Annotated in this window: 20 protein-coding genes and 1 tRNA gene; 4 read left to right on the top strand and 17 right to left on the bottom strand. The window is 62.7% G+C overall.

Features of this window, described 5'->3' with window-relative positions; genetic code table 11:
• Window positions 1-138: 138 nt before the first annotated feature.
• The 5 genes from H0485_RS03370 to H0485_RS03350 all read right to left on the bottom strand — a co-directional run bounded on the left by H0485_RS03370 (window position 139) and on the right by H0485_RS03350 (window position 4,528).
• Complete coding sequence (locus H0485_RS03370) at window positions 139-345, bottom strand: cold-shock protein (protein WP_226933946.1); 207 nt, start codon at window positions 343-345, stop codon at window positions 139-141.
• Window positions 346-651: 306 nt separating this feature from the next.
• Window positions 652-837 (bottom strand): hypothetical protein, encoded by a 186-nt coding sequence (locus H0485_RS03365; protein ID WP_226933945.1) that lies wholly within the window; start codon window positions 835-837, stop codon window positions 652-654.
• 353 nt (window positions 838-1,190) lie between these two features.
• A complete protein-coding gene (locus H0485_RS03360; RefSeq protein WP_226933944.1) occupies window positions 1,191-2,195 on the bottom strand; it encodes an alpha/beta fold hydrolase in 1,005 nt (334 codons plus the stop codon).
• 97 nt (window positions 2,196-2,292) lie between these two features.
• On the bottom strand, window positions 2,293-3,948 hold the full coding sequence (ettA, locus tag H0485_RS03355; RefSeq protein ID WP_226933943.1) for an energy-dependent translational throttle protein EttA: 1,656 nt from the start codon (window positions 3,946-3,948) through the stop codon (window positions 2,293-2,295).
• 310 nt (window positions 3,949-4,258) lie between these two features.
• On the bottom strand, window positions 4,259-4,528 hold the full coding sequence (locus tag H0485_RS03350; RefSeq protein ID WP_226933942.1) for a hypothetical protein: 270 nt from the start codon (window positions 4,526-4,528) through the stop codon (window positions 4,259-4,261).
• A 157-nt stretch (window positions 4,529-4,685) separates the two neighbouring features.
• On the opposite strand from H0485_RS03350, the gene H0485_RS03345 reads away from it, so the two are divergent.
• Window positions 4,686-5,291 (top strand): nicotinate-nucleotide adenylyltransferase, encoded by a 606-nt coding sequence (locus H0485_RS03345; RefSeq protein WP_226933941.1) that lies wholly within the window; start codon window positions 4,686-4,688, stop codon window positions 5,289-5,291.
• Here H0485_RS03345 and H0485_RS03340 read toward each other — a convergent pair.
• From H0485_RS03340 to bcoG, 6 genes are all read right to left on the bottom strand, one after another.
• Window positions 5,288-5,758 carry an OsmC family protein gene (locus H0485_RS03340; protein ID WP_226933940.1) on the bottom strand — a complete coding sequence of 157 codons (471 nt, stop codon included), beginning with the start codon at window positions 5,756-5,758 and terminating at the stop codon, window positions 5,288-5,290. The genes H0485_RS03345 and H0485_RS03340 overlap by 4 nt on opposite strands.
• Window positions 5,759-5,800: 42 nt before the next feature.
• Window positions 5,801-6,604 carry a carnitinyl-CoA dehydratase gene (locus tag H0485_RS03335; RefSeq protein WP_226933939.1) on the bottom strand — a complete coding sequence of 268 codons (804 nt, stop codon included), beginning with the start codon at window positions 6,602-6,604 and terminating at the stop codon, window positions 5,801-5,803.
• A 1-nt stretch (window position 6,605) separates the two neighbouring features.
• Window positions 6,606-8,597, bottom strand: coding sequence for an acetate--CoA ligase family protein (locus tag H0485_RS03330; RefSeq protein WP_226933938.1), 1,992 nt, complete (start codon window positions 8,595-8,597; stop codon window positions 6,606-6,608).
• A 256-nt stretch (window positions 8,598-8,853) separates the two neighbouring features.
• Entirely contained in the window at window positions 8,854-10,017 is a 1,164-nt protein-coding gene (locus tag H0485_RS03325) for an acyl-CoA dehydrogenase family protein (protein ID WP_226933937.1), read from the bottom strand.
• Between the two features lie 4 nt (window positions 10,018-10,021).
• Complete coding sequence (locus H0485_RS03320) at window positions 10,022-11,488, bottom strand: carnitine 3-dehydrogenase (protein ID WP_226933936.1); 1,467 nt, start codon at window positions 11,486-11,488, stop codon at window positions 10,022-10,024.
• Window positions 11,489-11,606: 118 nt separating this feature from the next.
• A complete protein-coding gene (gene bcoG / locus H0485_RS03315; protein WP_226933935.1) occupies window positions 11,607-12,521 on the bottom strand; it encodes a 3-dehydrocarnitine:acetyl-CoA trimethylamine transferase BcoG in 915 nt (304 codons plus the stop codon).
• 71 nt (window positions 12,522-12,592) lie between these two features.
• Between bcoG and H0485_RS03310 the strand changes: the two genes are divergently transcribed.
• Window positions 12,593-13,603 (top strand): GlxA family transcriptional regulator, encoded by a 1,011-nt coding sequence (locus H0485_RS03310; protein WP_226933934.1) that lies wholly within the window; start codon window positions 12,593-12,595, stop codon window positions 13,601-13,603.
• Window positions 13,604-13,977: 374 nt separating this feature from the next.
• Here H0485_RS03310 and H0485_RS03305 read toward each other — a convergent pair whose 3' ends face one another.
• Both H0485_RS03305 and H0485_RS03300 read right to left on the bottom strand, forming a co-directional pair.
• Complete coding sequence (locus H0485_RS03305) at window positions 13,978-15,057, bottom strand: helix-turn-helix transcriptional regulator (RefSeq protein ID WP_226933933.1); 1,080 nt, start codon at window positions 15,055-15,057, stop codon at window positions 13,978-13,980.
• 524 nt (window positions 15,058-15,581) lie between these two features.
• Window positions 15,582-16,466 (bottom strand): porin family protein, encoded by an 885-nt coding sequence (locus tag H0485_RS03300; protein ID WP_226933932.1) that lies wholly within the window; start codon window positions 16,464-16,466, stop codon window positions 15,582-15,584.
• Window positions 16,467-16,875: 409 nt separating this feature from the next.
• Between H0485_RS03300 and H0485_RS03295 the strand changes: the two genes are divergently transcribed.
• Window positions 16,876-17,106, top strand: coding sequence for a hypothetical protein (locus H0485_RS03295; RefSeq protein ID WP_226933931.1), 231 nt, complete (start codon window positions 16,876-16,878; stop codon window positions 17,104-17,106).
• 294 nt (window positions 17,107-17,400) lie between these two features.
• Window positions 17,401-17,532, top strand: coding sequence for a hypothetical protein (locus H0485_RS21620; RefSeq protein ID WP_255613275.1), 132 nt, complete (start codon window positions 17,401-17,403; stop codon window positions 17,530-17,532).
• Between the two features lie 234 nt (window positions 17,533-17,766).
• Here the strand turns inward: H0485_RS21620 and H0485_RS03290 are convergent.
• From H0485_RS03290 to H0485_RS03275, 4 genes are all read right to left on the bottom strand, one after another.
• Window positions 17,767-17,843 (bottom strand) — tRNA-Arg (locus H0485_RS03290).
• Window positions 17,844-17,923: 80 nt separating this feature from the next.
• Window positions 17,924-19,936: a M3 family metallopeptidase gene (locus H0485_RS03285; protein WP_435531465.1), complete on the bottom strand. Its 2,013-nt coding sequence runs from the start codon at window positions 19,934-19,936 to the stop codon at window positions 17,924-17,926.
• Window positions 19,937-19,968: 32 nt separating this feature from the next.
• Window positions 19,969-20,811, bottom strand: a complete 843-nt coding sequence (locus H0485_RS03280; protein WP_226933929.1) for an amino acid ABC transporter permease — start codon at window positions 20,809-20,811, stop codon at window positions 19,969-19,971.
• A gap of 25 nt (window positions 20,812-20,836) precedes the next feature.
• Window positions 20,837-21,634: a transporter substrate-binding domain-containing protein gene (locus tag H0485_RS03275; RefSeq protein ID WP_226933928.1), complete on the bottom strand. Its 798-nt coding sequence runs from the start codon at window positions 21,632-21,634 to the stop codon at window positions 20,837-20,839.
• Window positions 21,635-21,641: the final 7 nt, after the last annotated feature.

Here is a 21,641-nt window from a genome sequence, read left to right as displayed (position 1 = left end):
AGCCCCGACACCCGAGGTCGCAAAACGCCGCTGAGCCAAAGCTTATATGGTACCGGCGGCATCCGGCAAAAAGCAAAGGGCGGCCCCCTGTCAGGACCGCCCTTCAGAAAGGCATAGCAACTGCTAGGCTCTGTCAGCTCAGGCCAGCGAAAGATTGGTTGCCGATTCGCGGCCGTCACGACCAGCTTCGATATCGAAAGTGACCGGCTGGCCATCTTTCAGGCTGCGCAGGCCAGCGCGCTCAAGCGCGGTGATGTGCACGAAAACGTCTTTCTTGCCGCCTTCCGGGGCGATGAAGCCGTAGCCTTTGGTTTCGTTGAACCATTTCACGGTGCCCTTAGCCATCGTGAGGAACTCCTGATCGTGTTTTCCGCCCGCGATATGCGACGGACTGGCTCGTCAGCTTTTGGTCGAGAACTGCGGCCGGGACACGGAGACAGGTCGAAAGAAGATAACTCGCATTTGGTTATATGCCGCAAAAATCGCGTTCTGGCAAGTATTCACCAATGAAACAAGGGTTTTCCGCATCAGAAACTTAGCTTATTCACAGGGAAACCGGGTATGGCTTCCCCTGCGTCAGCCCCTTGCAACCGCATCAGGTTATGTCCCGAAGTGCCGGCACAACCGCTGAATGCGACAGCTGCAACGGCGTCAGGCGCGGAGCTTAACCAGGGCGCGGCGCGGTATAAAGCTGACCAGAACCACCATCAGCGGCAATGCCATCCCGGCTGCGAACCAGATCAGCAAGGCGAAAAGCAGCCCTTGTCCAATGACCAGGGACACCAGCCCCGCGAGCATGCCAAAAATTCCGCCAAGCAGAACCGTGATCACCGCCATATGCCGCCCTCCGTTTCTTCGCCCCAGAGTTGAGGCGCAATTGGGCTGAAATAAGGCCGTTTCAGGGTCACGCAGCGAAACCCGCAGTCAGATGCAACACAGCATCACAAGGCGTCATATCAGCGCAGATACTGCGCCCGGACAGCTGTCAGCGGCCCGGCCTGATCGGACAAGGGCGCAGGGCCGGTGCTTACCACCAGAAGCCCCCTCTCCGCCCGCGTCTCGTCAGAAAACGTCCAGAAAATACAGAATGATAATAATCGGGATCGGGATGCCGATCAGCCAGGCCAGAATGCCTTTCATAACCTCTCCTTTCACGCTGTTGTCACATAGCGAACGCGGGGGCGGGCCAATCAGTTCCCCGGCGCACCGGCCCGGCCCGGCAGCGGCCCGGTGGCGCATTCCCCGGCCTGCCAGCGCCCCTCGAGATAATCGCCCGCCCGCCGCAGGATCCCGGGATGGGTGGTCATCAGAAGATGCCCCCCGCCCGGCACAAGGCAGAGCCCTGCGCCGAGCCGGTCCGCCAGCCGCCGGGCGCGCGCGAGCGGGAAGACCGGATCCACCCCGCCATGCAGGAACAGAATATCCGCCCCCGATGCCAGCGCCGCCTCCGAGAGCCGCCAGCCGAGCAGATCACGGGTCTGCGCCCGGCCCCGGCCCCGGACCGGCAAAGTGAGTTGGTTCCGATCCGCCTCGGCCCTTTGCTCTGCCTTGCGGCGGATCTCGGGATTATTCCGCCAGCCATAACCGTAAAGCAGGGTCTTATAATATTCGGTCCAGACCGCCCGCATACTGGTCGGGCCGCTGCTGATTGCCGCCCTGAGCAGCGCCACCGAGCCGCGAAGCGCCGAATCATAGGCCCCCGGGAAGGGTGTAGCTCCCGACAGGATCACCAGCCTTGCCGGGCGCCCGGGGCCGAGCCTGCCCGCAGCCTCAAGCGCGATGGCACCGCCGGTCGAGAAGGCCAGCATATCGATCCGCGCATCGGGATATCGCGCCGCATGGGCGGCGATTGTCGCCGCGACCTGATGGATCCGCATCGCGGGCACGAGCGGCTGCCCCTGCATCCCCGGGAAGCGGTATTCCATCACCAGATGGTCCGGGCTGACCGGCTGGCGCAGCGGACCAAAGATCGCCGAGGTCGAAAGTGCGCCCGGCAGCAGATAGGTGATCCGGCGCACCGGCTTTGCCGCTGGCGGCCCCGCCAGCGCCCAGAGCAGCTGAACCGGCTTTGCCGATACAACCCTCTCCTCTGGCCCCGGGGGCGACAACAAGGAAGGCGGGGACAGCGAAGGCGGGGCGCGGCCACAGCCCGCGAGCACGATCAGCAGCCCTGCAACCAGCCCCTGCAGCCGCATCTGCCCTCCTGCCCAAACCCTCTGCCCCTGCCGATCCTGGGCAAAGAAAAACCCCCGGGCAAGGCCCGGGGGTCTGGTCTTCACCGCGATATCAGGATCAGCGGGTGAATTTTTTGTGCTTCACGCGTGAGGGGCGTGCCGCTTCCGGCCCAAGGCGACGGATCTTATCGGCCTCATATTCCTCAAAGTTGCCTTCGAAGAATTCCCAGTGCGCATCGCCCTCAAAAGCGAGGATATGGGTGCAGAGGCGGTCGAGGAAGAAGCGGTCGTGCGAGATGATCACCGCCGAACCGGCGAAATCTTCGATCGCCGCTTCCAGCGCCTGCAGGGTCTCGACGTCGAGATCGTTGGTCGGTTCGTCAAGCAGCAGCACGTTGCCGCCCGATTTCAGCAGTTTCGCCATGTGAACGCGGTTGCGCTCACCGCCCGACAGCAGGCCGACTTTCTTCTGCTGATCCGCACCTTTAAAGTTAAAGGCACCGACATAGTTGCGCGACGAGGTCTGGCTGTCACCGAGATGGATGATCTCGGCGCCGCCCGAGATTTCTTCCCAGACGTTCTTCTCCGGGTCGAGCGCATCACGCGACTGGTCGACATAAGACAGCTTCACCGTCTCACCGCGTTTGATCGTGCCCTCATCGGGCTCTTCCAGACCGGCAAGCATCTTGAAAAGCGTGGTTTTACCAGCACCGTTCGGGCCGATCACGCCGATGATGCCGCCCGGCGGCAGCGAGAAGCTCAGATCCTCGACCAGAAGCTTGTCGCCCATGGCTTTCTTCAGGCCCTCAACCTCAAAGACCTTGCCCCCCAGACGCGGGCCGTTCGGGATGACGATCCTGGCCTCGCCCGAGCGTTCCTTGACCGAACCCTCGACCATTTTATCATAGGCCGCGATACGGGCCTTCGACTTGGCCTGACGGGCTTTCGCACCGGCACGGATCCATTCGAGTTCCTTCTCCATCGCCTTTTGCTTGGATTTATCCTCACGCGCTTCCTGGGCGACGCGCTTGGCCTTGGCTTCCAGCCAGGAGGAGTAATTGCCCTCATGCGGCAGGCCACGGCCACGCTCCAGCTCGAGGATCCAGCTGGTGATCTCATCGAGGAAGTAGCGGTCGTGGGTGACGGTCAGGATCGTGCCTTTGTAATCGATCAGATGCTGCTGCAGCCAGGCGATAGTCTCGGCGTCGAGGTGGTTGGTCGGTTCGTCCAGGAGCAGCATATCCGGCTCGGCCAGCAGCAGCTGGCACAGGGCGACACGGCGACGCTCACCGCCCGAGAGGGTGGCGACATTGGCGTCATCGGGCGGGCAGCGCAAAGCTTCCATCGCGATATCGATCTTGGTCTCGAGTTCCCACAGGCCCTCGGCATCGATCTCATCCTGAAGACGCGCCATCTCATCGGCGGTCTCGTCGGAATAATTCATCGCCACTTCATTATAGCGATCGAGCTTGGCCTGTTTCTCTGCCACGCCCAGTTTGACGTTTTCGCGCACGCTCAGACTGTCATCGAGCTGCGGCTCCTGGGCCAGATAGCCAACTTTGGCGCCCTTGGCAGCCCAGGCTTCGCCCTGGAAGTCCTTGTCCATCCCGGCCATGACCTTCAGCAGCGTCGATTTACCGGCGCCATTCACACCGACGACGCCGATTTTGACGCCCGGCAGGAAGTTCAGATGGATGTTCTCAAAGACCTTCTTCCCGCCCGGGTAGGTCTTGGACACGCCGTCCATGTGATAGACATATTGATAGCTTGCCATGGGGCGCTCCGAAAATGCGTTTTCCTTGAGGGATTGGCCTTCATGTAGCGATCCGCAGGCCCGGGGGCAAGACTGGCGCAGCTTTGCCGAAGGCTGAGGGCTTTGCCCCGCAGCGAACCCCCGGCCTGTCTTTCGCCTCTGTTCGCCAGGCCGGTGCGAACACCAGAACGGGCCGCTGGCCTTGCCACTTCTCGCGGGCTTGCATCACTTTGCAGCGCTGGCGGGCTGAGATCCGCCGCTCTGGGCGGCCAGTGATCAGCGCATCAGGGGGCTGCGCTACCCGGATCAGGCTGGCGAAGCGAGGCCGGCCTTACCGGGCAGCAGCCATCATAGGGATGTCCGCTTCCAGGATGACAGCCATAATATGGCAAAAATATACGTAAAAGCGCCGTAGTATATATTTCATAATAAAGACCGAAAAAGATAAAATCACCGGGCAGGTACAGCACAGGGTCACAGCCAGCAGCAACAGGCTGGAAAGCCCCCTGCCCGGCTGCGTGCTGCGTGCTGCGTGCTGCGTGCTGCGTGCTGCGTGCTGCGTGCTGCGTGCTGCGTGCTGCGTGCTGCGTGCTGCGATCATGTTCCCCGGGCAAGGGACGCGGCAAAGCGCTTTGCCCGGCCTTTATGCTGCATCCGGGCCTTATTCCGGGCCGTCCCGCCCCGTTCAGGTAAAAATCTGACCCGCCCTGCCCCTCCCCCGTTCCGCTTTGCCGCAGAACAAGCTAAGCGCGAAAGCTATGAGACAGGGTTTTCCTCTCGCCACGCGCGGCATGACCATTGGGCTGCTCGGCGGATCCTTTGATCCGGCGCATGAGGGCCATGTGCATATCACCCGTGAGGCGCTGAAACGGATCGGGCTTGACCGGGTCTGGTGGCTGGTTTCGCCCGGCAATCCGCTGAAGGCGCGCCAGCCTGCCCCTCTGCAGGCCCGCCTCGCCCGGGCGCGGCAGCTGATGCAGGATCCAAGGGTCGAGGTCACGGATCTGGAGGCCCGGCTTGGCACCCGGTTTACCGCCGATACCATCACCCGGCTGCGCGCGCTTTATCCCGGCGTGCATTTCGTCTGGCTGATGGGCGCCGATAACCTCGCCAGCTTCCACAAATGGGACCGCTGGCGCGGCATTATGGAACAGGTGCCGGTCGGCATCCTGGCCCGGCCCGGGGCGGGGCTGCGCGCCCGGCTGTCGCCGGCGGCGCAGATCTATTCCGAAAAAAGCCTTGCACGCGGCGAGACCCTTGCCAGGGCCAGAGCCCCTGCCTGGGTCTTTGTCACCCTGCCGATGCATGACGCCTCTTCAACCGAGATCCGGGCAAAGGGCCACTGGACCGGCGCGGCAGGTTAAGCTTCGGCGCTGAGGTAGCGCGGGTCGTGATGCACCGGGAAATTCACCGAACGGGCGATAAAGCAGACCTCACCGATCCGCTGGTGCAGCTGATCGGCCAGAGCGGTATCTGCGCCGGGCTGCAGGGTGATGACCGTGCGCAATCTGGCACTGAGAAACTGCCCCGCGCCGCCTTTGCCATGCCTGGCCAGGCCCAGCGGCCTGTCCTCATAGCTGCTGACCACCAGGCCATTCTCCGCAGCGTAATGCAGAAACCACAGCATATGACAGGCTGATAGCGCCGAGAGCAGCAGATCCTCGGGATTCATCTTCGTGGGATCGCCGCCAAGCAGCGGATCGTTTGAGCAATGGATCACCGGCTTGCCCGGCACGGCCACATCCCAGCTGCGGGCATAGGCGCGGTAGCCCGAAGTGCCTGTGCCCAGATTTCCGGTCCAGATCACCCGGCTGGTATAATCCTGCGTCATGCCCCACCCCCGCTTTGCCGCAGGGGTGAGGCTAGAACGGGTTCAGCGCCCCTTCCAGACCGGATCGCGTTTTTCCGCGAAAGCGCGCGCGCCTTCGAGCTGATCCTCTGAGGAATAAAGCCGGTCCACCGTCGGCATCAGCCGTTTGGTGATCCGGTTCAGCGCGTCCTGGAAGCGCATATTCTCGGCCTCGCGCACCACTTCCTTGATCGCGGCAAAGACCAGCGGCGGCCCGGCCTCGAGCATACGCGCCAGCTCCCATGCTTTATCCAGCAGCTGATCCGCTTCGCAGATTTCCTTGATCAGCCCCCAGCGGAAGGCCTCTTCGGCGTCAAACCAGCGCCCGGTCAGCAAAAGATCCATCGCCACGTGATAGGGAATGCGCTTGGGCAGTTTGATCGAGGCAGCATCGGCCACCGTTCCCGAGCGGATCTCGGGCAGTGCAAAAGTGGCACTGGTCGAGCACAGGATCAGATCTGCCGAAAGCGCCAGCTCGAGCCCGCCACCGCAGCAGATGCCCTGGACGGCGGCAATCACCGGCTTGTTCAGATTGGGCAGTTCCTGCAGCCCGCCAAAGCCGCCGACGCCGTAATCGCCATCCACCGCATCGCCCTCGGCCGCGGCTTTCAGATCCCAGCCGGGGCAGAAGAACTTCTCGCCCGCCGCGCGCAGGATGCAGATCCGCAGGCTGTCATCATCGCGGAAGTCGCGAAACACCAGCCCCATGATTTTGCTGGTTTTCAGGCTGATCGCATTGGCCTTGGGCGCATCCAGCGTCACCTCAAGAATGCCGCCCTCGCGCCGCGTGCGGATCGGGCCTTCCTCGCGCATCACCATCTCAGCCATGTCACACCTTCCTGATCAGAGCATCGACCGCCACCGCGCCGGTTTCGCGCAGCAGGACCGGATTGATTTCAATTTCTTCGAGGCTGTCATCCCCGGCCATCAGCGCGCCAAGCGCGGTTGCAATCCCGGCCAGCGCGGCAACATCGGCCCTTGGCCTGCCCCGGTAGCCATCGAGCAGCGGCCAGAGCCGCAAGCCCTGCAGGGCGGCCAGAACCTCTTCCTGCCGGACCGGCCAGATCAGGGTGACGGTATCGGCCAGCAGCTCGGCGGTGACCCCGCCCATGCCGAGGGTGAGCGTCAGCCCATAGACCGGATCGCGGCGCAGGCCGAGCAGAGCCTCGGCCAGGGTGCCGGTGACCATTTCTTCGGCCAGATAGCCGCTGGCACCGGGCATTTCCGCCTGCCCCTCCAGCGAGGGCAGATTCAGCCGCACCGCACCGGCCTCGGTCTTATGCGCGAAGCCCAGCCCTTTCAGCGCAAGGGGCGGTGTCAGCCCCTCTGCCGCTGCGCCGAGTTCGGCAAGCGTCGTAGCGGAAACTGCGCGCGGCACCGGCACCCCGGCAGCCGCGAGCAGCGCCTTGCCCTCGGCCTCGCTCAGAAGCCGGGTCTCGCGCGGCGGCTGCGCGGGCAAAGGCTCCCAGCCGGGCAGGCCTGCGCGGGTCTGCGCCGCCCGCAGCGCTGCCAGCCCGGTCTCAAACCCCAGCAGTGGGCAAATGCCCCGTGCCATCAGTTCGCTGACCCGCGCCTCGCCGAAATTCTCCTCCATCGAGGCCAGCGGGAAGGCGGGTTTACCGGTCAGTTCCTGGGCTGCAAGGATCGCCTCCAGCGCCGGGAAATAGCTCGACGGGTCACAGCGATCCCCGCGCGGGATGTCGAGAATATAGAGGCCCGCGTCATAGCCCTTGAGCATACCCGCGAAAACCTGGGTGGTTTTCTCCAGATCGCCCCAGATAAAAGTATTGTAATCCAGCGGGTTGGCGATAGTGACAATCGGGCCCAGCACCCCGGCCAGCTCGGCCTCGACCCCTGGCGGGACCGGCGGGAAACTCAGCCCGCGCGCCTGGCCCAGATCGGCCGCAAGCCCCGCCTCTCCGCCCGAACAGGAGAGCGAGCAGATATTCTCGCCAAGGCCTGTGCCATGGATATGGAAGATTTTCAGCGTTTCCAGCAGCTCTGACGGCGTGTTCACCTCGGCAATACCGAGCTGGCGCAGGAAGGCCGAAGAGGCCGCGCCGCCCCCGGCCAGCGAGGCGGTATGCGAGGCGGCCGCGATCTGCGACAGCTCGGTCTTGCCGGCTTTGATCACCACAATCCCCTTACCCATCGCTCGCGCCGCATGAGCAAAACGGGCAAAGGCCGGGGCATCGTCAATCCCCTCAATATACATGCCGATTGCGGTGATGCGCGGATCTTCCAGCAAGGCACCTGCCAGCTCGGCCAGGCCAACCACCGCCGCATTGCCCAGGCAGGCCACATAGCCGACCGGCAGGCCCCGCTGCTGCATACCAAGATTGACGATCACATTCGAGGACTGGCTGAGCAGCGCGACGCCCCCCTCAACCCGCACCCCGCCATGCTGATCGGGCCAGAGCAAAGCCCCGTCGAGATAATTGATCACCCCATAGCAATTGGGCCCGAGGATCGGCATCGCGCCCGCCGCCTCGACCAGCTTTGCCTGCAGCCCGGCCTCGCCTGCCTCGGTCCAGCCCGCGGCAAAGCAGATCGCGCCGCCCGCGCCCATCGCCGCCAGTTCCGCCACCACTTCGACCGTCGCGAAACGGTTCACCCCGATGAAGACCGCATCGGGCGGTTCGGGCAGATCGGCAAGGCTGGCATAGGCTTTCAGCCCGCCAATTTCGCCTTTTGTCGGGTGTACCGGCCAGACCGGCCCGGCAAAGCCCATCTTGCGGCATTGTTCAATCACGTTCAGCGCCCAGCCGGCGCCGAGCACGGCAATATGGCGCGGCCGCAGCAGACGGTCGAGCCGGCTCATGCCGCCGCCCCCTCAGCCAGCGTCAGACCGGGGGCTGTCTGCCCCCGGACCCCCGAGGATATTTGCAGACAGATGAAAGCAGGGCGGCGCCCTGCCCCGGGAAGGTGAGGCAGGGTTTCACCTGTCACGGCCATCGGCATCCCTGCCTGTTCCTCCACTACAGAATCGCAAAAAAGTCCTGGCATCTGGTTATCATCTGTCCTGAAATATTCTCGGGGGTCCGGGGGCAGATCGCCCCCGGTGCGCGGGGCAAGGCTCAGCCGCCGACCGCGCGCAGCATCTCGCGCGAGATGATATGGCGCTGGATCTCGGAGGTGCCCTCCCAGATCCGCTCGACCCTTGCGTCGCGCCAGATCCGCTCCAGCGGCAGCTCATCCATCAGCCCCATACCGCCATGGATCTGAATTGCCTCATCGGCGATCATCGCCAGCACTTCGGTGGCTTTCAGCTTGGCCATCGACATATCGGCCTCGGTCACCATGCCCTGATCATATTTCCACGCCGCCTCACGGGTCAGCAGCTCTGCCGCCTTCAGCTCCATCGCCATATCGGCCAGTTTGAAGCTGATGCCCTGATATTTGCCGATTTGCTGGCCGAATTGTTTGCGCTCGGCCGCGTAGGAAACCGCCAGATCCAGCGCCCGCTCGGCCCGGCCAAGGCAGGTTGAGGCGACCTGAAGCCGGGTTGCACCCAGCCAGGAATTGGCCACATCAAAGCCTTTATGCACCTCGCCAAGGATCTGGCGTTTGTTCACCCGGCATTCGTCGAATTCGAGCACCGAATTGGTATAGCCACGATGCGAGACATTGCGATAGCCATCGCGCACGCTGAAGCCCGGCGTGCCCTTATCGACCAGAAACGCGGTGATCAGCTTTTTCGGGCCGCGCGGCGTCTCTTCCTCTCCCGTCGCCATGAAAGCGATGGTGAAACCGGCCAGATCGCCATGCGAGATGAAATGTTTGGTGCCGTTCAGGATCCAGTCATCGCCATCGGGCCTGGCCGAGGCCTTCATGCCGCGCAGATCCGAGCCTGCGCCGGGCTCGGTCATGGCTAGGCAATCCCAGGTCTCGCCCCGGATGCAGGGCAGCAGATATTTTTCGCGCTGCTCTTCATTGCCTGCCAGCAAAATGTTCGAAGGACGCGCGACACAGGTCCAGTGCAGGGCATAATTTGCCCGGCCAAGTTCTTTTTCATAAAGCAGCCAGGACAGGGTATCGAGGCCTGCCCCGCCGACCTCAACCGGCATATTCGCGGCATAAAGGCCAGCGGCGATGGCTTTTTGCTGCAATTCGCGGATCAGCTCAATCGGCAGATGGCCGGTACGCTCCACCTCCAGCTCATGTGGGTAGAGTTCTGCTTCCACAAAGGCGCGGGTGGTTTCGACAATCATCCTTTGTTCGTCATTCAGACCGAAATCCATGGCCTCACCCTTTCTTCTGACCAATGGCGCGACCGGCCCCCTGGGGCAGCGGCAGCTCTGCATGGGCATCGGCAATCGCCTTCAGCTTTGCATAAACCCCGGGCGCTGCCGCAACGGTGCGGCCCGCTTTCATATCGACATGCAGGCAGAGCTGTTCGATGGTGGCGACCAGCTCTTCGCCCTTCATGATCCGCACGAAGGAGCGGAAGCGTTTCTCATCGGCCGAGATGATCTGCAGCGTGCCGGTGAGCCGGTCACCCAGCTTTGCCTCGCCCAGATGGCGGATATGGGTTTCCGCCGAATAATAGCTGTGCCCCGCCTCGACATAATCCATCCCCGCCCCGATCAGGCGCAGGAAGGCATCGGCCACTTCGGAATTGCAGAAATAGTAACGGCTCTCGGTCATATGGCCGTTGTAATCAATCCAGCCCGGCAGAACCTGCAGATGGGCAAGGGTCAGCGGCTCCGCCTTCGGCCCCTGATCGAGTCCTTCATGGAACAGCGCCGCGCGCGCCTCATCATGTTCGCGCAGCACCTTGCCCGCGCCCCAGTTGCGCTCTTTCAGCGCGCGCAGGAAGCCGACGAGGTTCTGATCGCGGATCCGTTCCAGCTCGCGGATGCCATACATGCCCGATTGCGCATCGGACTGGTTTGCCACCAGATCGACCAGCTCATCGTTGAATTCGGGCACATCCATCAGCTTGGTCCAGGGCCATTTCAGCGCCGGGCCGAACTGCGCCATGAAATGACGCATCCCGGCCTCGCCGCCCGCGATGCGATAGGTCTCGAACAGCCCCATCTGTCCCCAGCGCAGACCAAAGCCCATGCGGATCGCCTCGTCGATCTCTTCGGTGGTGGCGACACCATCTTTCAGCATCCACAAAGCCTCGCGCCAGACCGCCTCGAGGAAACGGTTGCCGATGAAAGCATCGATCTCCTTGCGGATCACCAGCGGGAACATCCCGATGTCTTTCATGATCTGCGCCGTGCGCTGCACCGTCGCTTCGGTGTTTTTCTCCGAGCCTGAAATCTCGGAAAGCGGCAGCAGATAGACCGGGTTAAAGGGATGGGCGACGATGATATTCTGCGGCGCCGGGCTGCCGATCTGCAGATCCGAGGCCTTAAAGCCCGAGGTCGAGGAACCGATCAGCACGCCCGGATTGGCCTGCTGCAGCTGGGCATAGACCTTATGCTTCAGCTCGATCCGCTCTGAGACGCTTTCCTGCACATATTCCGAACCCTCAACCGCTTCGGCCATAGTATCGGCAAAGCTCAGCCGGCCCTCAGGCGGCATCGGCACATCCGAAAGCGCCGGCAGCGCCAGACGGGCATTGGCCAGCACCGCATTGATCTTGCGCGCGGCTTCAGGATCGGGATCAAAAACCGCCACATCCCAGCCATTGAGCAGGAACCGCGCAGCCCAGCCGCCCCCGATCACGCCACCGCCTACAATCGTTGCCTTACGCGCCATTCAGGCACTCCCTCTTCTCGTGATGCAAGCCGGGCCCTCACGCGGGGGCCCTGCCGTCTCATCTGTCCTTAAATATCCCCGCCGGAGGCATCGCGCGCGGCTCACGCGCGCGGTCCCCTCACTTCGGCAGCGGCGCGCGTTTCTCCAGCTTGAGCCGGGTCCGCACCTCGGCCGGCGTGATGACCCTTGCGCCCATATTCTCAATGATGGTCACTGCGCGCTCGACCAGCTGGGCATTGGTGGCCAGCACGCCCTTGTCGAGCCAGAGATTGTCCTCAAGACCGACACGGACATTGCCCCCGCCCAGTACCGCCGCCGCGACATAGGCCATCTGATGGCGGCCCAGCGCAAAGGCCGACCAGTGCCAGTGCGAGGGCACATTATTGACCATCGCCATGAAGGTGTTCAGATCATCGGGCGCGCCCCATGGCACGCCCATGCAAAGCTGCACCAGCACCGGATCGGGGATAATGCCCTCATCAGCAAGGGCTTTTGCCAGCCAGAGATGGCCGGTGTCAAAGGCCTCGATCTCGATCCTGGTGCCCGATGCCACCATGCGCTTTGCCATATCGCGCAGCATGCCGGGCGTATTGACCATCACATAATCGGCTTCGTTGAAATTCATCGTGCCGCAGTCGAGGGTGCAGATTTCGGGCCGGCATTCGACGACATGGGCCACCCGCTCGGCAGCCCCCGCCATATCCGAATGCGCTGCCATCCGGCCCATATTCTCGGTGCCGTCAAACATCAGATCGCCGCCCATGCCAGCGGTCAGATTCAGCACTACATCAGTGCCGCTGTCGCGGATGCGCTCGGTCACTTCGCGGTAGAGAGCCGGATCACGCGAAGGCTTGCCGCTTTCGGGGTCGCGCACATGGCAATGGACAATCGCCGCCCCGGCTTTCGCCGCATCGATGGCGGAATTGGCAATCTGTTCGGGCGAGCGCGGCACATGCGGGCTGCGGTCCTGGGTGCCGCCCGATCCGGTCACAGCACAGGTGATGAAAACCTCGCGGTTCATGGTCAGCGGCATGGGATCCTCCTTATGGTTGTGGCGAGATTAACCGTCTTGCCGGGCAAGGAGTTGCAGTTTACGAAATTATCATGTCGAAAAATGCAATTCATCCCACGGAAAGCGCCTCGGCTCTGCCGGTCTTCGCCCCCGCCCGGGCGCCGCTGACCATTGCCTTTCTGGTCCTGCCCCAGGCCTCTATTCTTGAGGTGGCCTCGGCACTTGACCCGCTGCGTAATGCCAACCGCCAGCTGGGCTATGAGGGATTCCGCTGGCGCGTGGTCTCGCCCGACGGGGCGCCGGTGGCGCTGACCTGCGGGCTGTCTCTGCCCGCCGCAGGGCCGCCAGCCCATGCCGTGGGCGCAGATGTGCTGCTGGTGATTGCGGGCTACCGGCTGGATGAGGTGGCCACCCGGCCGCTGATCCGCGAGGTACAGCGAATCGCACCCCGTTTTGCCCTGGTGGGCGGCATTGATTCCGGCCCCTGGGTGCTGGCCCGGGCGGGCCTGCTGAACGGCTATCGCGCCACCGCGCATTGGGAGGATCTGGAGGATCTTGCCACCCGCCACCCCCGGGTCGAGGTTCTGCCCGACCGTTTTGTCATCGACCGCAACCGGGTCACGATCGGCGGGGCGGTCCCGGCCCAGGATTTCGCGCTCTATCTGATCCGTGCCCGCTACGGCGCTGCCCTGGCGCGTCAGGTCGAGAATTCATTCCTGACCCGCGCCCGCGCCGGGGCCGAGCCTCAGCTGGCGCCTTTGCGCCGCGATCCGGGGCTCGATCCGCGGGTGGCAGCAGCCCTGGCCCGGATGGAGGCACGGATTGATCAGCCCGAGGCAGCCGCAGAAACCGCCCGCGCCGTCGGCCTGTCCAGCCGCAGGCTTGAGAGCCTGTTTCGCATTGCTTTTGCCACCACCCCGGCGGCCATGGCGCTGGATCTGCGGCTGAAGGCCGCGCAGCGCATGCTGACAGACACCAGCCATCCGCTGGCAGAAGTCGCCCTGCGCACCGGGTTTTCCGGCCCCGCCACCCTGTCGCGCGCCTTTCGCCGCGCCTTTGGCGAGCCGCCCGGCGCCTTACGACGGCGCAAAGCCCGGGAGTAAGGGGCAAAAACCTCTGCCGCTATCCGGAGTGATTCGACCCGGCAGGCTGCTGGCCGGGGGCAGCAACACCGCCCACGGCCCGGCGGTGATGATCCGCGCGTGCCTCGGGGCATAAAATGATCAAATTTTGTCCAATCGGGAAAGTATCCCACGTCACTTCACCCTTCAGGGTGATTACGGCCCTCGGGCTTCACCATAAAACTTAACCATTCAAGCAAATAATTTCATACGTCATTTTATGCGAGCCTAAGGCCATCAATGTCCTGCCGGGTGTTGATGGCCTATTTGCGCCGCCATGCCGGACGCCCGGACCGCCAGGCTTGCACGCAGTCAGAACCTGCAATGCCTGCCCTCTCACAGGAGCACAGCCGCCCTCACAGGGAACGCAGCAGATGCAGCAGCTGAAGCTGTGTTGCACATCCGGTTTTATAAAGCAGGCTTTTCACCTGGCTGCGCAGAGTTTCAACCGAGCGCGCGCTGCTTTCGGCCATATCCTGGATCGAAGCGCCTGCGGCAATGCCACGCAAAGCCCGCAGCTCGGCACCGGTCAGCCTGTAGCGCCTCACCAGCTCATGTTCATGATGCGGATCCAGCCAGCTGCGCATCGGTTCGATGATCAGGCCCACCACCGGCCCGCAGAGCAGCTCGCTCATGCTGCTGCGGCTGCTGCGGAACAGGGTCAGCCGGCAGTCTTTCAGCCGGATCACGCGCTGCACCGGGCCGGTATAATCCCAGCGCAGCATCTCCTGGCGCGCCTCCTGCAGAAGATCGGGTTTCAGGCGCACCCGTCCCAGCGGCTCGGCCACAAACAGATCCAGCGCCTGACCAAGGGCCTCGGCACTTCGCGAAAGATGCAGGAAGCGCCCGTCCCAGCCAAACAGACACAGCCCCGAGCCCAGCACCTCCACCACCTGATCCGCTGCCAGCATCCCGGCATCGGGCCGACGGTAATAGTCGAGCACCCGTGACATCAGCGGCATAAGCCCGCCAATGCGCCGCATGATCAGCGCCGGGGCCTCGGGGTCGGCATCGCCCAGCACCACTCCAAGCAAGACCGCCGTGCCATCGCGCCGAGTCAGGGCAAGCCCCGCCGCCCCCTCAAGGCCAAGCAGGCGCAGGTAATCATTATAATATTCGCTGCGATGCAGCTGCGCCCGGGGCAGCACATCCTGATCACACCAGGGATTCATGAGGGTAGTATGCAGGATAAAGTCCGGCAGCCAGGGGTTCACCCGCGAGTAATGCTCCGAATAATCACGGATCGCACTTTCCTCGAGGCCGGTGACAATTGAAATCTCACCCCCGCTGCCCGACAACCGGTCATTCTGTATCATGAACATAGCCGCGGCATGGCTCTGATCCGAGATCAGCAGTTCAAGAAACTGATGCCAGTCTGCTTCGGCCATCAGGACCGAAAGCAGGCTATCGGCCAGTGCGGCTTCCAGATCAGGCATTGGCGGGTTTCGCCCTGTCAATCATTGCTTGGTCAGACACCACGGCGGGATACCGCAGTCAGAATAACCGGTTTTCCCGAAAACAGATAGCCCCGCCAGAGCGAAGCCCGGGCCGGCAGTGGCGCCCCCTCATTCCAGGCCGGGCCGTACCGGGCCCAGAGGCTCAGGCCAGCGACCACCGCGAGGGGAAAAGGTTAAAATGGTGATCCCTATTGCCCGGTGCAAACCTGCTCATGCTACAAAGGATAAGGTAGCCATGTGTGTGACCATGGACGCGCTGATCCGCACCGGGCTTGCCGGAGGCTCCATCTCTTGAGACGGATGGAGTATCATGAACATGAAAACGAACAGGTTTTCCCCTGAGGCCGCGAGCCTGCGGTGCGGATGGTTCCCGACAGCCGAGGCCTGCATGGGTCGCGCTGCCGGTCACACCTGCCACCGATTACAGCCATCTGGCGATCCGGACAAAAAAGGCGGAGCAGGCGCTCCGCCAGTTTGCTTCTTACCCGACGCTTAGTTTCAGATCAGAACGCCATCAGGACAGTCTGGCTGATTGCTGTGTGGCCTGGATTGAGAATTGCATCTGCAACGCTGTTCTTCGGAAGCACAGAGCCTTTATTCCCGAAGGGAACGGTTACGCCAAGACGCACGGTATCAAGATCTGTCGACCCGAGCCCGCCGACTTCAAGCTTGGTACGCGCCAGTTCCAGCGAAACCACGACGGGGGTGGCAGCCGCCTCGAAAGCGTAGCTGCCGCCAAGCCCAACCGTTGTCAGATCCGCATCCACCTCACTGAGGCTGGTCCGCCCTGCGCCAGCGAACACACCCCAGCCCTGGCTGAAATTATAGGCCCCGGCGAGGCCAGCAGCAGTGACCCCCAGATCAGCGCCACCGAATTTGACATTGCTGCGCATTGCCGAGGCGCCAAGCAAGGCTCCATCAGCTTCATATTTCCCAGCGATACCAAAGCTGGTGATATCGGTCGATTTCCCAACAAAACCGGACAGGTCGACGCCACTGAAACGATAGCCGCCTTCGACACCAAAGTCTGTCACACCAAAGTTGATCGGAAGAAGATCAACACTGATTTCGGCATTTTCGGTATAGGCTCCGACCCAGCCACCATTGTCGAACTGATAGGCAACATTGGCCCCAAGAAGATTGGCACCGATATCGACGCCCAGCCCCTTCACGTCAATCGCGCCATAATCTGCCCGCACACCCAGAGAAAACCCACTACCAAGCTGCACATTCACCGAGCCGTTGAATGTCAGGGAGTTAATGTCCTGGCTCAAGTCGGAAATCTCCCCAAGCCCATAGCCAAGGGTCACCGCTCCTGAAAAATTTTGCGCGAGAGCAGGAACCGGAAGCATGAGTGCAACCGTGGCAGCGAGTGTCCTAATTTTCATGACAATTCCTTTAATATTTTTTTAACCTATGAGGTTTCCTCGACCCGGGATTCCCTAAAATCAACGATTCGTTATATGGCGGATCCATGCCGCAACCACTGCGTTGCACGGTTGAAACATAAGCCTTCATTTCAATCATAAGCAGAAATCGCACTTTCAGGTGCTGCTTACGCTGGCAGGCCTGAGACAATGTGTGCCGGGCTTGCTTCGGGTCGATCAGGCTGTGTTCAGCCTGGTCCTGACCCGCGCAACATCGCCAATCCTGAGATTGTCATCGACCATCGTCACCGGCAGACAGACCGGCGTCCACCCGGAGACGGTTCTATTTTAAAGCACACACAACCAGGGAAGCGGGCGTGAGACCCGTGACCTGAGCATCCGGCAAATGGCCCCATCTCAGGGGGTCACTATGGCCCAGATCGCGGAAGCCTGTCAGGCCGGTATCGCGGCGCTGAGGCAAGCGCGGAAGCTCGCGCAGGTCGGCCTCAACGTGCTGCTGCCGGTCTTCGGGGACCTGCCCCCCGAGCAGATCACGCCCGAGGATCGCCGAGACTATATTGGCAAGCCCGGGCGGCCGGACGTAGGGATGCGACGATCCGGACCGGGTGTCTTACCTGCGCATTGTAGTGAAACGGGTTGAGAAATTCAGAGTGATCGGCCATGCCCCGCGCATCGTCCTGCCCCACCCTTCCCCCACACTGCGACCGCGACCTGACCCGCGACGATGTTGCCGCGTTTCTGGCCGAAGCCATCGATCCCATATCCGCCCTGCGATCCTCCTGATACTGACCACGACCGGGCGGATCGGGGCCATCCTCGAACTGACCTGGGGTCGGATGGACTTCAACAGGCGCACCATTCGTCTCGCGACCAGTGAGGTCGGACTGCACAAGGGCCGCGCCAGGGTCCCGATGAATGCACACACGCCGCCGCCATGTCCGGGTTTGTCGTGGAATGGGCAGGCCGTCAGATCGGCTCGATCAAAACCGGGTTCAATGCCGCCGTGAATCGCGCCGGGATCGAGCACTGCCCCCGCACGATCTGCGCCGGACCGCTGGCCGCCTGATGGCTGATGGCTGATGGCTGATGGCTGATGGCTGATGGCTGAGAGTAGGGTCACGATTGTCGAAATTGCCCAGCATCTCGGGCACAAAAAACCCGAACATCACCCGCAGCACCTACAGCAGGTTTTCACCCGGATATTTGCGCCGCGCGGCAGATTCTTTGGAATTCGGCGGGGCGAAACGGGTTCACTGAACCGGAAGGCAAACTCCAAAATAATCGCAAAATATTGATTTCATGGTGATCCCGACAGGACTTGAACCTGTAACCTGCCCCTTAGGAGGGGGCTGCTCTATCCAGTTGAGCCACGGGACCACTGTGCCTTAAATGCACAAAAGCCCGGGCTTTGGCAACCTCCGCCGCCAGTTTTCCAGGCGGCGGAGCGGGAACAGATTTCAGGCGGTTTCCAGCAGGCCGCGGCCTTTCAGCAAGGCCTCGACCCCGGGCATCGCACCACGGAATTTGCGGTAAAGCGTTTCTGCCTCTTCCGATCCGCCGGCCGAAAGGATGAATTTTTCCAGCTTCCTCGCCATTTCCGGATCAAAGACATCGCCGGTTTCCTCAAAGGCGGCAAAGGCATCGGCATCCATCACCTCAGACCACATGTAGCTGTAATAGCCCGAGGAATAGCCGTCGCCCGAGAAGACATGCGCGAAATGCGGCGTGGCGTGGCGCATGCGGATCGCATGTGGCAGCCCGAGTGCCTCGAGCACCTGCTGCTGCTTCTGCATCGGATCCTGCGGCGCGGGCCCGGAATGAAATTCCAGATCCACCATGGCCGAAGCAATGAATTCAATGGTCGCAAAGCCCTGGTCATAGCTGCCCGCCCCCAGGAGCCGCGCGCGCAGATCGGCAGGCATCCCCTCGCCGGTCGCATGATGCAGCGCATAGCGCTCCAGCACTTCAGGCACTTCCAGCCAGTGTTCATAGAGCTGGCTCGGCAGTTCCACGAAATCACGCGCCACCGAGGTGCCCGAGATGAAGCCAAAGCTCACATCCGAAAGCATCTGATGCAGCGCATGGCCGAATTCATGGAACAGGGTGCGCGCATCATCATAAGACAAAAGGCAGGGCTCGCCTTTGGCGAAATTGCAGACATTCAGCACGATCGGGCGGATATCGCCGCCGCGTTTTTTCTGGCTGCGCATCGCCGTGCACCAGGCCCCCGAGCGTTTCGAGCCACGCGCGAAATAGTCGCCAAGGAAGACCGCGATATGCCTGCCATCGCGGGTCACCTCCCAGCCACGCACATCCTGATGCCAGAACCGCCCTTCGATCTCGCGAAACTCAAGGCCGAACAGCCGGGTGGCGCAGCCAAACATCGCCGCCAGCATCGCTTCGAGGGAGAGATAGGGCTTGATCGCCGCCTCATCGAGATCATGCTCGGCCTTGCGGCGCTTCTCGGAATAATAGCGCCAGTCCCAGGGTTCAAACCGGCCCTCTATGCCGTCTTTGCGCAGCAGTTCTTCCAGAACCGCCTGATCAGCCAGGGCTTTTTTCCGCGCTGGCGCCCAGACCCGCAGCAGAAGATCGCGCACCGCCTGCGGCGTTTTCGCCATTTCCGGTTCCAGCTTGAACTGCGCGAAATCCGCATAGCCGAGCAGTTTCGCCCGTTCTTCGCGCAAAGCGAGCGTTTCGGCCGCGATGCCACGATTGTCGGTCTCACCGCCATTGGCACCGCGCGCCGCCCAGGCCTCCCAGGCTTTCTGACGCAGGGCCCGGCGCGGCGAGAATTGCAGGAAGGGCACGATCAGCGAGCGGTTCAGCGTCACCACCGGGCCAAGCCCGCGCTCTTCGCCCGCCCCCCGGGCCGCTGCCACCACGAAATCGGGCAGGCCCTGCAGATCCTGCTCCGTCAGTTCCATAAACCAGCTGCGCTCATCGGCCAGCAGGTTCTGGCTGAACTGCGTCCCGAGGCTGGCGAGGCGCGACTTTACCGCCGTCAGCCGCGCCGCCTCCTCCCCGCCGAGCTGTGCGCCCGAGCGCAGGAACATGCGGTGATACAGCTCCAGCACCCGCAGCTCCTCGGATTGCAGTGCCTCGGTCTCACGGCGCTGCCAGAGCGCGTCAATCTTCGCAAACAGCGCTTTGTTATTCGTCACTTCGCTGGAAAAGGCGCTGAGCTTCGGCGCCAGGTCACGCATCAAAGCCTCGCGCGCCGCATTGGAATCCGCGCCCGCAATGCCGTAAAACAGCCCGGCAATCCGGTCCAGCTCGGCCTCGGCATCTTCCAGCGCGCCAATCACCGCCTCAAAATCAGCGCCCTCGCCAGCACCAATCGCGGCAATGCGGCCGCGCGCCAGGGTCAGCGCCTCATCAAAGGCCGGGGCGAAATCCTCATCGCGGATCTGCGCGAAGGGGGGCAGACCAAAGGGCCCCTCCCATTTTTCTAAAAGCAGGTTCATCACGACCCTTTCTGCTGCAGATCATTCATCTGTCTCTAAATGTCCCGGGGGAGGCGGTCTGCAAGACCGGCGGGGGCAGCGCCGCCTCGCCTGCCCTGTTTCAGCCGCCGTTCCAGCCGCCCGAGCAGCAACGACAGGCCGATGGTCATGCTCAGATAGAGCAGCGCCGCGACATTATAGGTTTCGATATAGCGAAAATTCGTCGAGGCCGCGACCTTGGCCAGCTGGGCGATATCGGTCACGCCCAGCACGGCCACCAGCGAGCTGTCCTTCAGCATGGCGATGAAATCATTGCCGAGCGGCGGCAGGATCAGCCGCAGCGCCTGGGGCAGCACCACCAGGCGAAACCGCTGAAACGGGCTCAGCCCCAGGGCCAGCGCCGCCTCGGACTGGCCCTGATCGACCCCCTCGATCCCGGCGCGGAAGATCTCGGCCAGAAAGGCGGAATAGGCCAGGACCAGCGCCAGAATGGCCCGCCAGATCAGCGGGAAATCCCGGGTCAGCAAAGGCCCGGCGCCAAAGGGGGCCAGCAGCCAGTTCAGCCCTGCCACCAAAGCGGGCACCATGGCAAAGGCCACCCAGAGCAGCAGCACCATGATCGGAATACCGCGCATCACCTCGACCCAGGCCCGCGCGATCTGGCGCGCCCAGAGCTGGCGCGACATCAGCAGCATCGCCAGCCCCAGCCCGAGAACAACAGCCGCACTGAAAGCCACCAATGTGACCATCAGCGTGATGCCAATGCCCTTTGACAGCATGAGCAGCGCCGCGCGGTAATGCGGCTCTGCCAGGATATTCCACAACAGGAACAGCCCGATCATGCCAAGGCCGCAAAGCCACCAGGGGAAATCCTGCCTTTGGCCGTGCCGCCCGCTCACCCGCTCACCCCGGTCACCAGAATCCTCACTCGGCCCGGGTCGCCTCATAGAACCATTTACGGTTCAGCGCCTCCAGCGTGCCATCCTCAGCCATCGCTGCCAGGGCCGCATCAACCGGCGCCACGAGGTCTGAGCCTTTGGGGAAAATAAAGCCAAATTCCTCGGCCCCGAGCGGGCTGCCGATGATTTTCAGCGCCCCTTCTGAGGCGCCGACATGGCCGCGCGCGGCGGTGGAATCCGACAGCGCCAGATCGACATCCCCGGCCTGCAAAGCCGCGAGGCCGGCGCCGAAAGTCTCAAATTTCACGATGCGCTGATTATCGGGATTGCCATCGAGCAGCGCATCCAGCGCCACATAGAACGGCGTGGTGCCGGGCTGGGCGGCCAGCAGCAGCCTGTCATCGGAGCGAAATGCCTCGGCATCAGCAAAGCGGCTTTCATCGCCGCGCACCACCATCAGCATTTCGGAAAGCATATAGGGGGAAGAAAAATCCACCTGCTCGCGGCGGTCGTCGCGGATGGTGATGCCGTTCATCGCCAGATCATACTGCCCCGCGGCAATCGCCGGAATCATCGCATCCCAGGAGGTGTTTTCATATTTCACCACCAGGTTCAGCCGGCTGGCGATTTCGCTGATGGCATCATATTCCCAGCCCACCGCCTTGCCCCCGGCATCGAGAAACTGCAGCGGCGGATAGGTGTTTTCGGTCACCACCACCACTTCGCGCCCCGCGAGATCAGGCAGGCCTCCGGCAGTTGCGGGCAGGCTCAGGGCCATGGACAGGCTCAGGCTCAGGGCAGGGATCGCCAGGCTCAGTTTCATCACGCGA

Source organism: Pseudogemmobacter faecipullorum, from assembly GCF_020539525.1.
In the GTDB taxonomy this organism is placed as follows: Bacteria; Pseudomonadota; Alphaproteobacteria; order Rhodobacterales; family Rhodobacteraceae; genus Pseudogemmobacter; species Pseudogemmobacter faecipullorum.
The sequence above is the reverse complement of the archived record's forward strand: the minus strand, read 5'-3'. Positions and strand labels throughout refer to the sequence as shown.

What these genes read in the sequence shown, in the direction of transcription:
- H0485_RS03370 (WP_226933946.1), bottom strand. Translation starts at nt 345, where the DNA reads ATGGCTAAGGGCACCGTGAAATGGTTCAACGAAACCAAAGGCTACGGC.
- H0485_RS03365 (WP_226933945.1), bottom strand. Translation starts at nt 837, where the DNA reads ATGGCGGTGATCACGGTTCTGCTTGGCGGAATTTTTGGCATGCTCGCG.
- H0485_RS03360 (WP_226933944.1), bottom strand. Translation starts at nt 2,195, where the DNA reads ATGCGGCTGCAGGGGCTGGTTGCAGGGCTGCTGATCGTGCTCGCGGGC.
- ettA (WP_226933943.1), bottom strand. Translation starts at nt 3,948, where the DNA reads ATGGCAAGCTATCAATATGTCTATCACATGGACGGCGTGTCCAAGACC.
- H0485_RS03350 (WP_226933942.1), bottom strand. Translation starts at nt 4,528, where the DNA reads ATGATCGCAGCACGCAGCACGCAGCACGCAGCACGCAGCACGCAGCAC.
- H0485_RS03345 (WP_226933941.1), top strand. Translation starts at nt 4,686, where the DNA reads ATGAGACAGGGTTTTCCTCTCGCCACGCGCGGCATGACCATTGGGCTG.
- H0485_RS03340 (WP_226933940.1), bottom strand. Translation starts at nt 5,758, where the DNA reads ATGACGCAGGATTATACCAGCCGGGTGATCTGGACCGGAAATCTGGGC.
- H0485_RS03335 (WP_226933939.1), bottom strand. Translation starts at nt 6,604, where the DNA reads ATGGCTGAGATGGTGATGCGCGAGGAAGGCCCGATCCGCACGCGGCGC.
- H0485_RS03330 (WP_226933938.1), bottom strand. Translation starts at nt 8,597, where the DNA reads ATGAGCCGGCTCGACCGTCTGCTGCGGCCGCGCCATATTGCCGTGCTC.
- H0485_RS03325 (WP_226933937.1), bottom strand. Translation starts at nt 10,017, where the DNA reads ATGGATTTCGGTCTGAATGACGAACAAAGGATGATTGTCGAAACCACC.
- H0485_RS03320 (WP_226933936.1), bottom strand. Translation starts at nt 11,488, where the DNA reads ATGGCGCGTAAGGCAACGATTGTAGGCGGTGGCGTGATCGGGGGCGGC.
- bcoG (WP_226933935.1), bottom strand. Translation starts at nt 12,521, where the DNA reads ATGCCGCTGACCATGAACCGCGAGGTTTTCATCACCTGTGCTGTGACC.
- H0485_RS03310 (WP_226933934.1), top strand. Translation starts at nt 12,593, where the DNA reads ATGTCGAAAAATGCAATTCATCCCACGGAAAGCGCCTCGGCTCTGCCG.
- H0485_RS03305 (WP_226933933.1), bottom strand. Translation starts at nt 15,057, where the DNA reads ATGCCTGATCTGGAAGCCGCACTGGCCGATAGCCTGCTTTCGGTCCTG.
- H0485_RS03300 (WP_226933932.1), bottom strand. Translation starts at nt 16,466, where the DNA reads ATGAAAATTAGGACACTCGCTGCCACGGTTGCACTCATGCTTCCGGTT.
- H0485_RS03295 (WP_226933931.1), top strand. Translation starts at nt 16,876, where the DNA reads ATGGCCCAGATCGCGGAAGCCTGTCAGGCCGGTATCGCGGCGCTGAGG.
- H0485_RS21620 (WP_255613275.1), top strand. Translation starts at nt 17,401, where the DNA reads ATGTCCGGGTTTGTCGTGGAATGGGCAGGCCGTCAGATCGGCTCGATC.
- H0485_RS03275 (WP_226933928.1), bottom strand. Translation starts at nt 21,634, where the DNA reads ATGAAACTGAGCCTGGCGATCCCTGCCCTGAGCCTGAGCCTGTCCATG.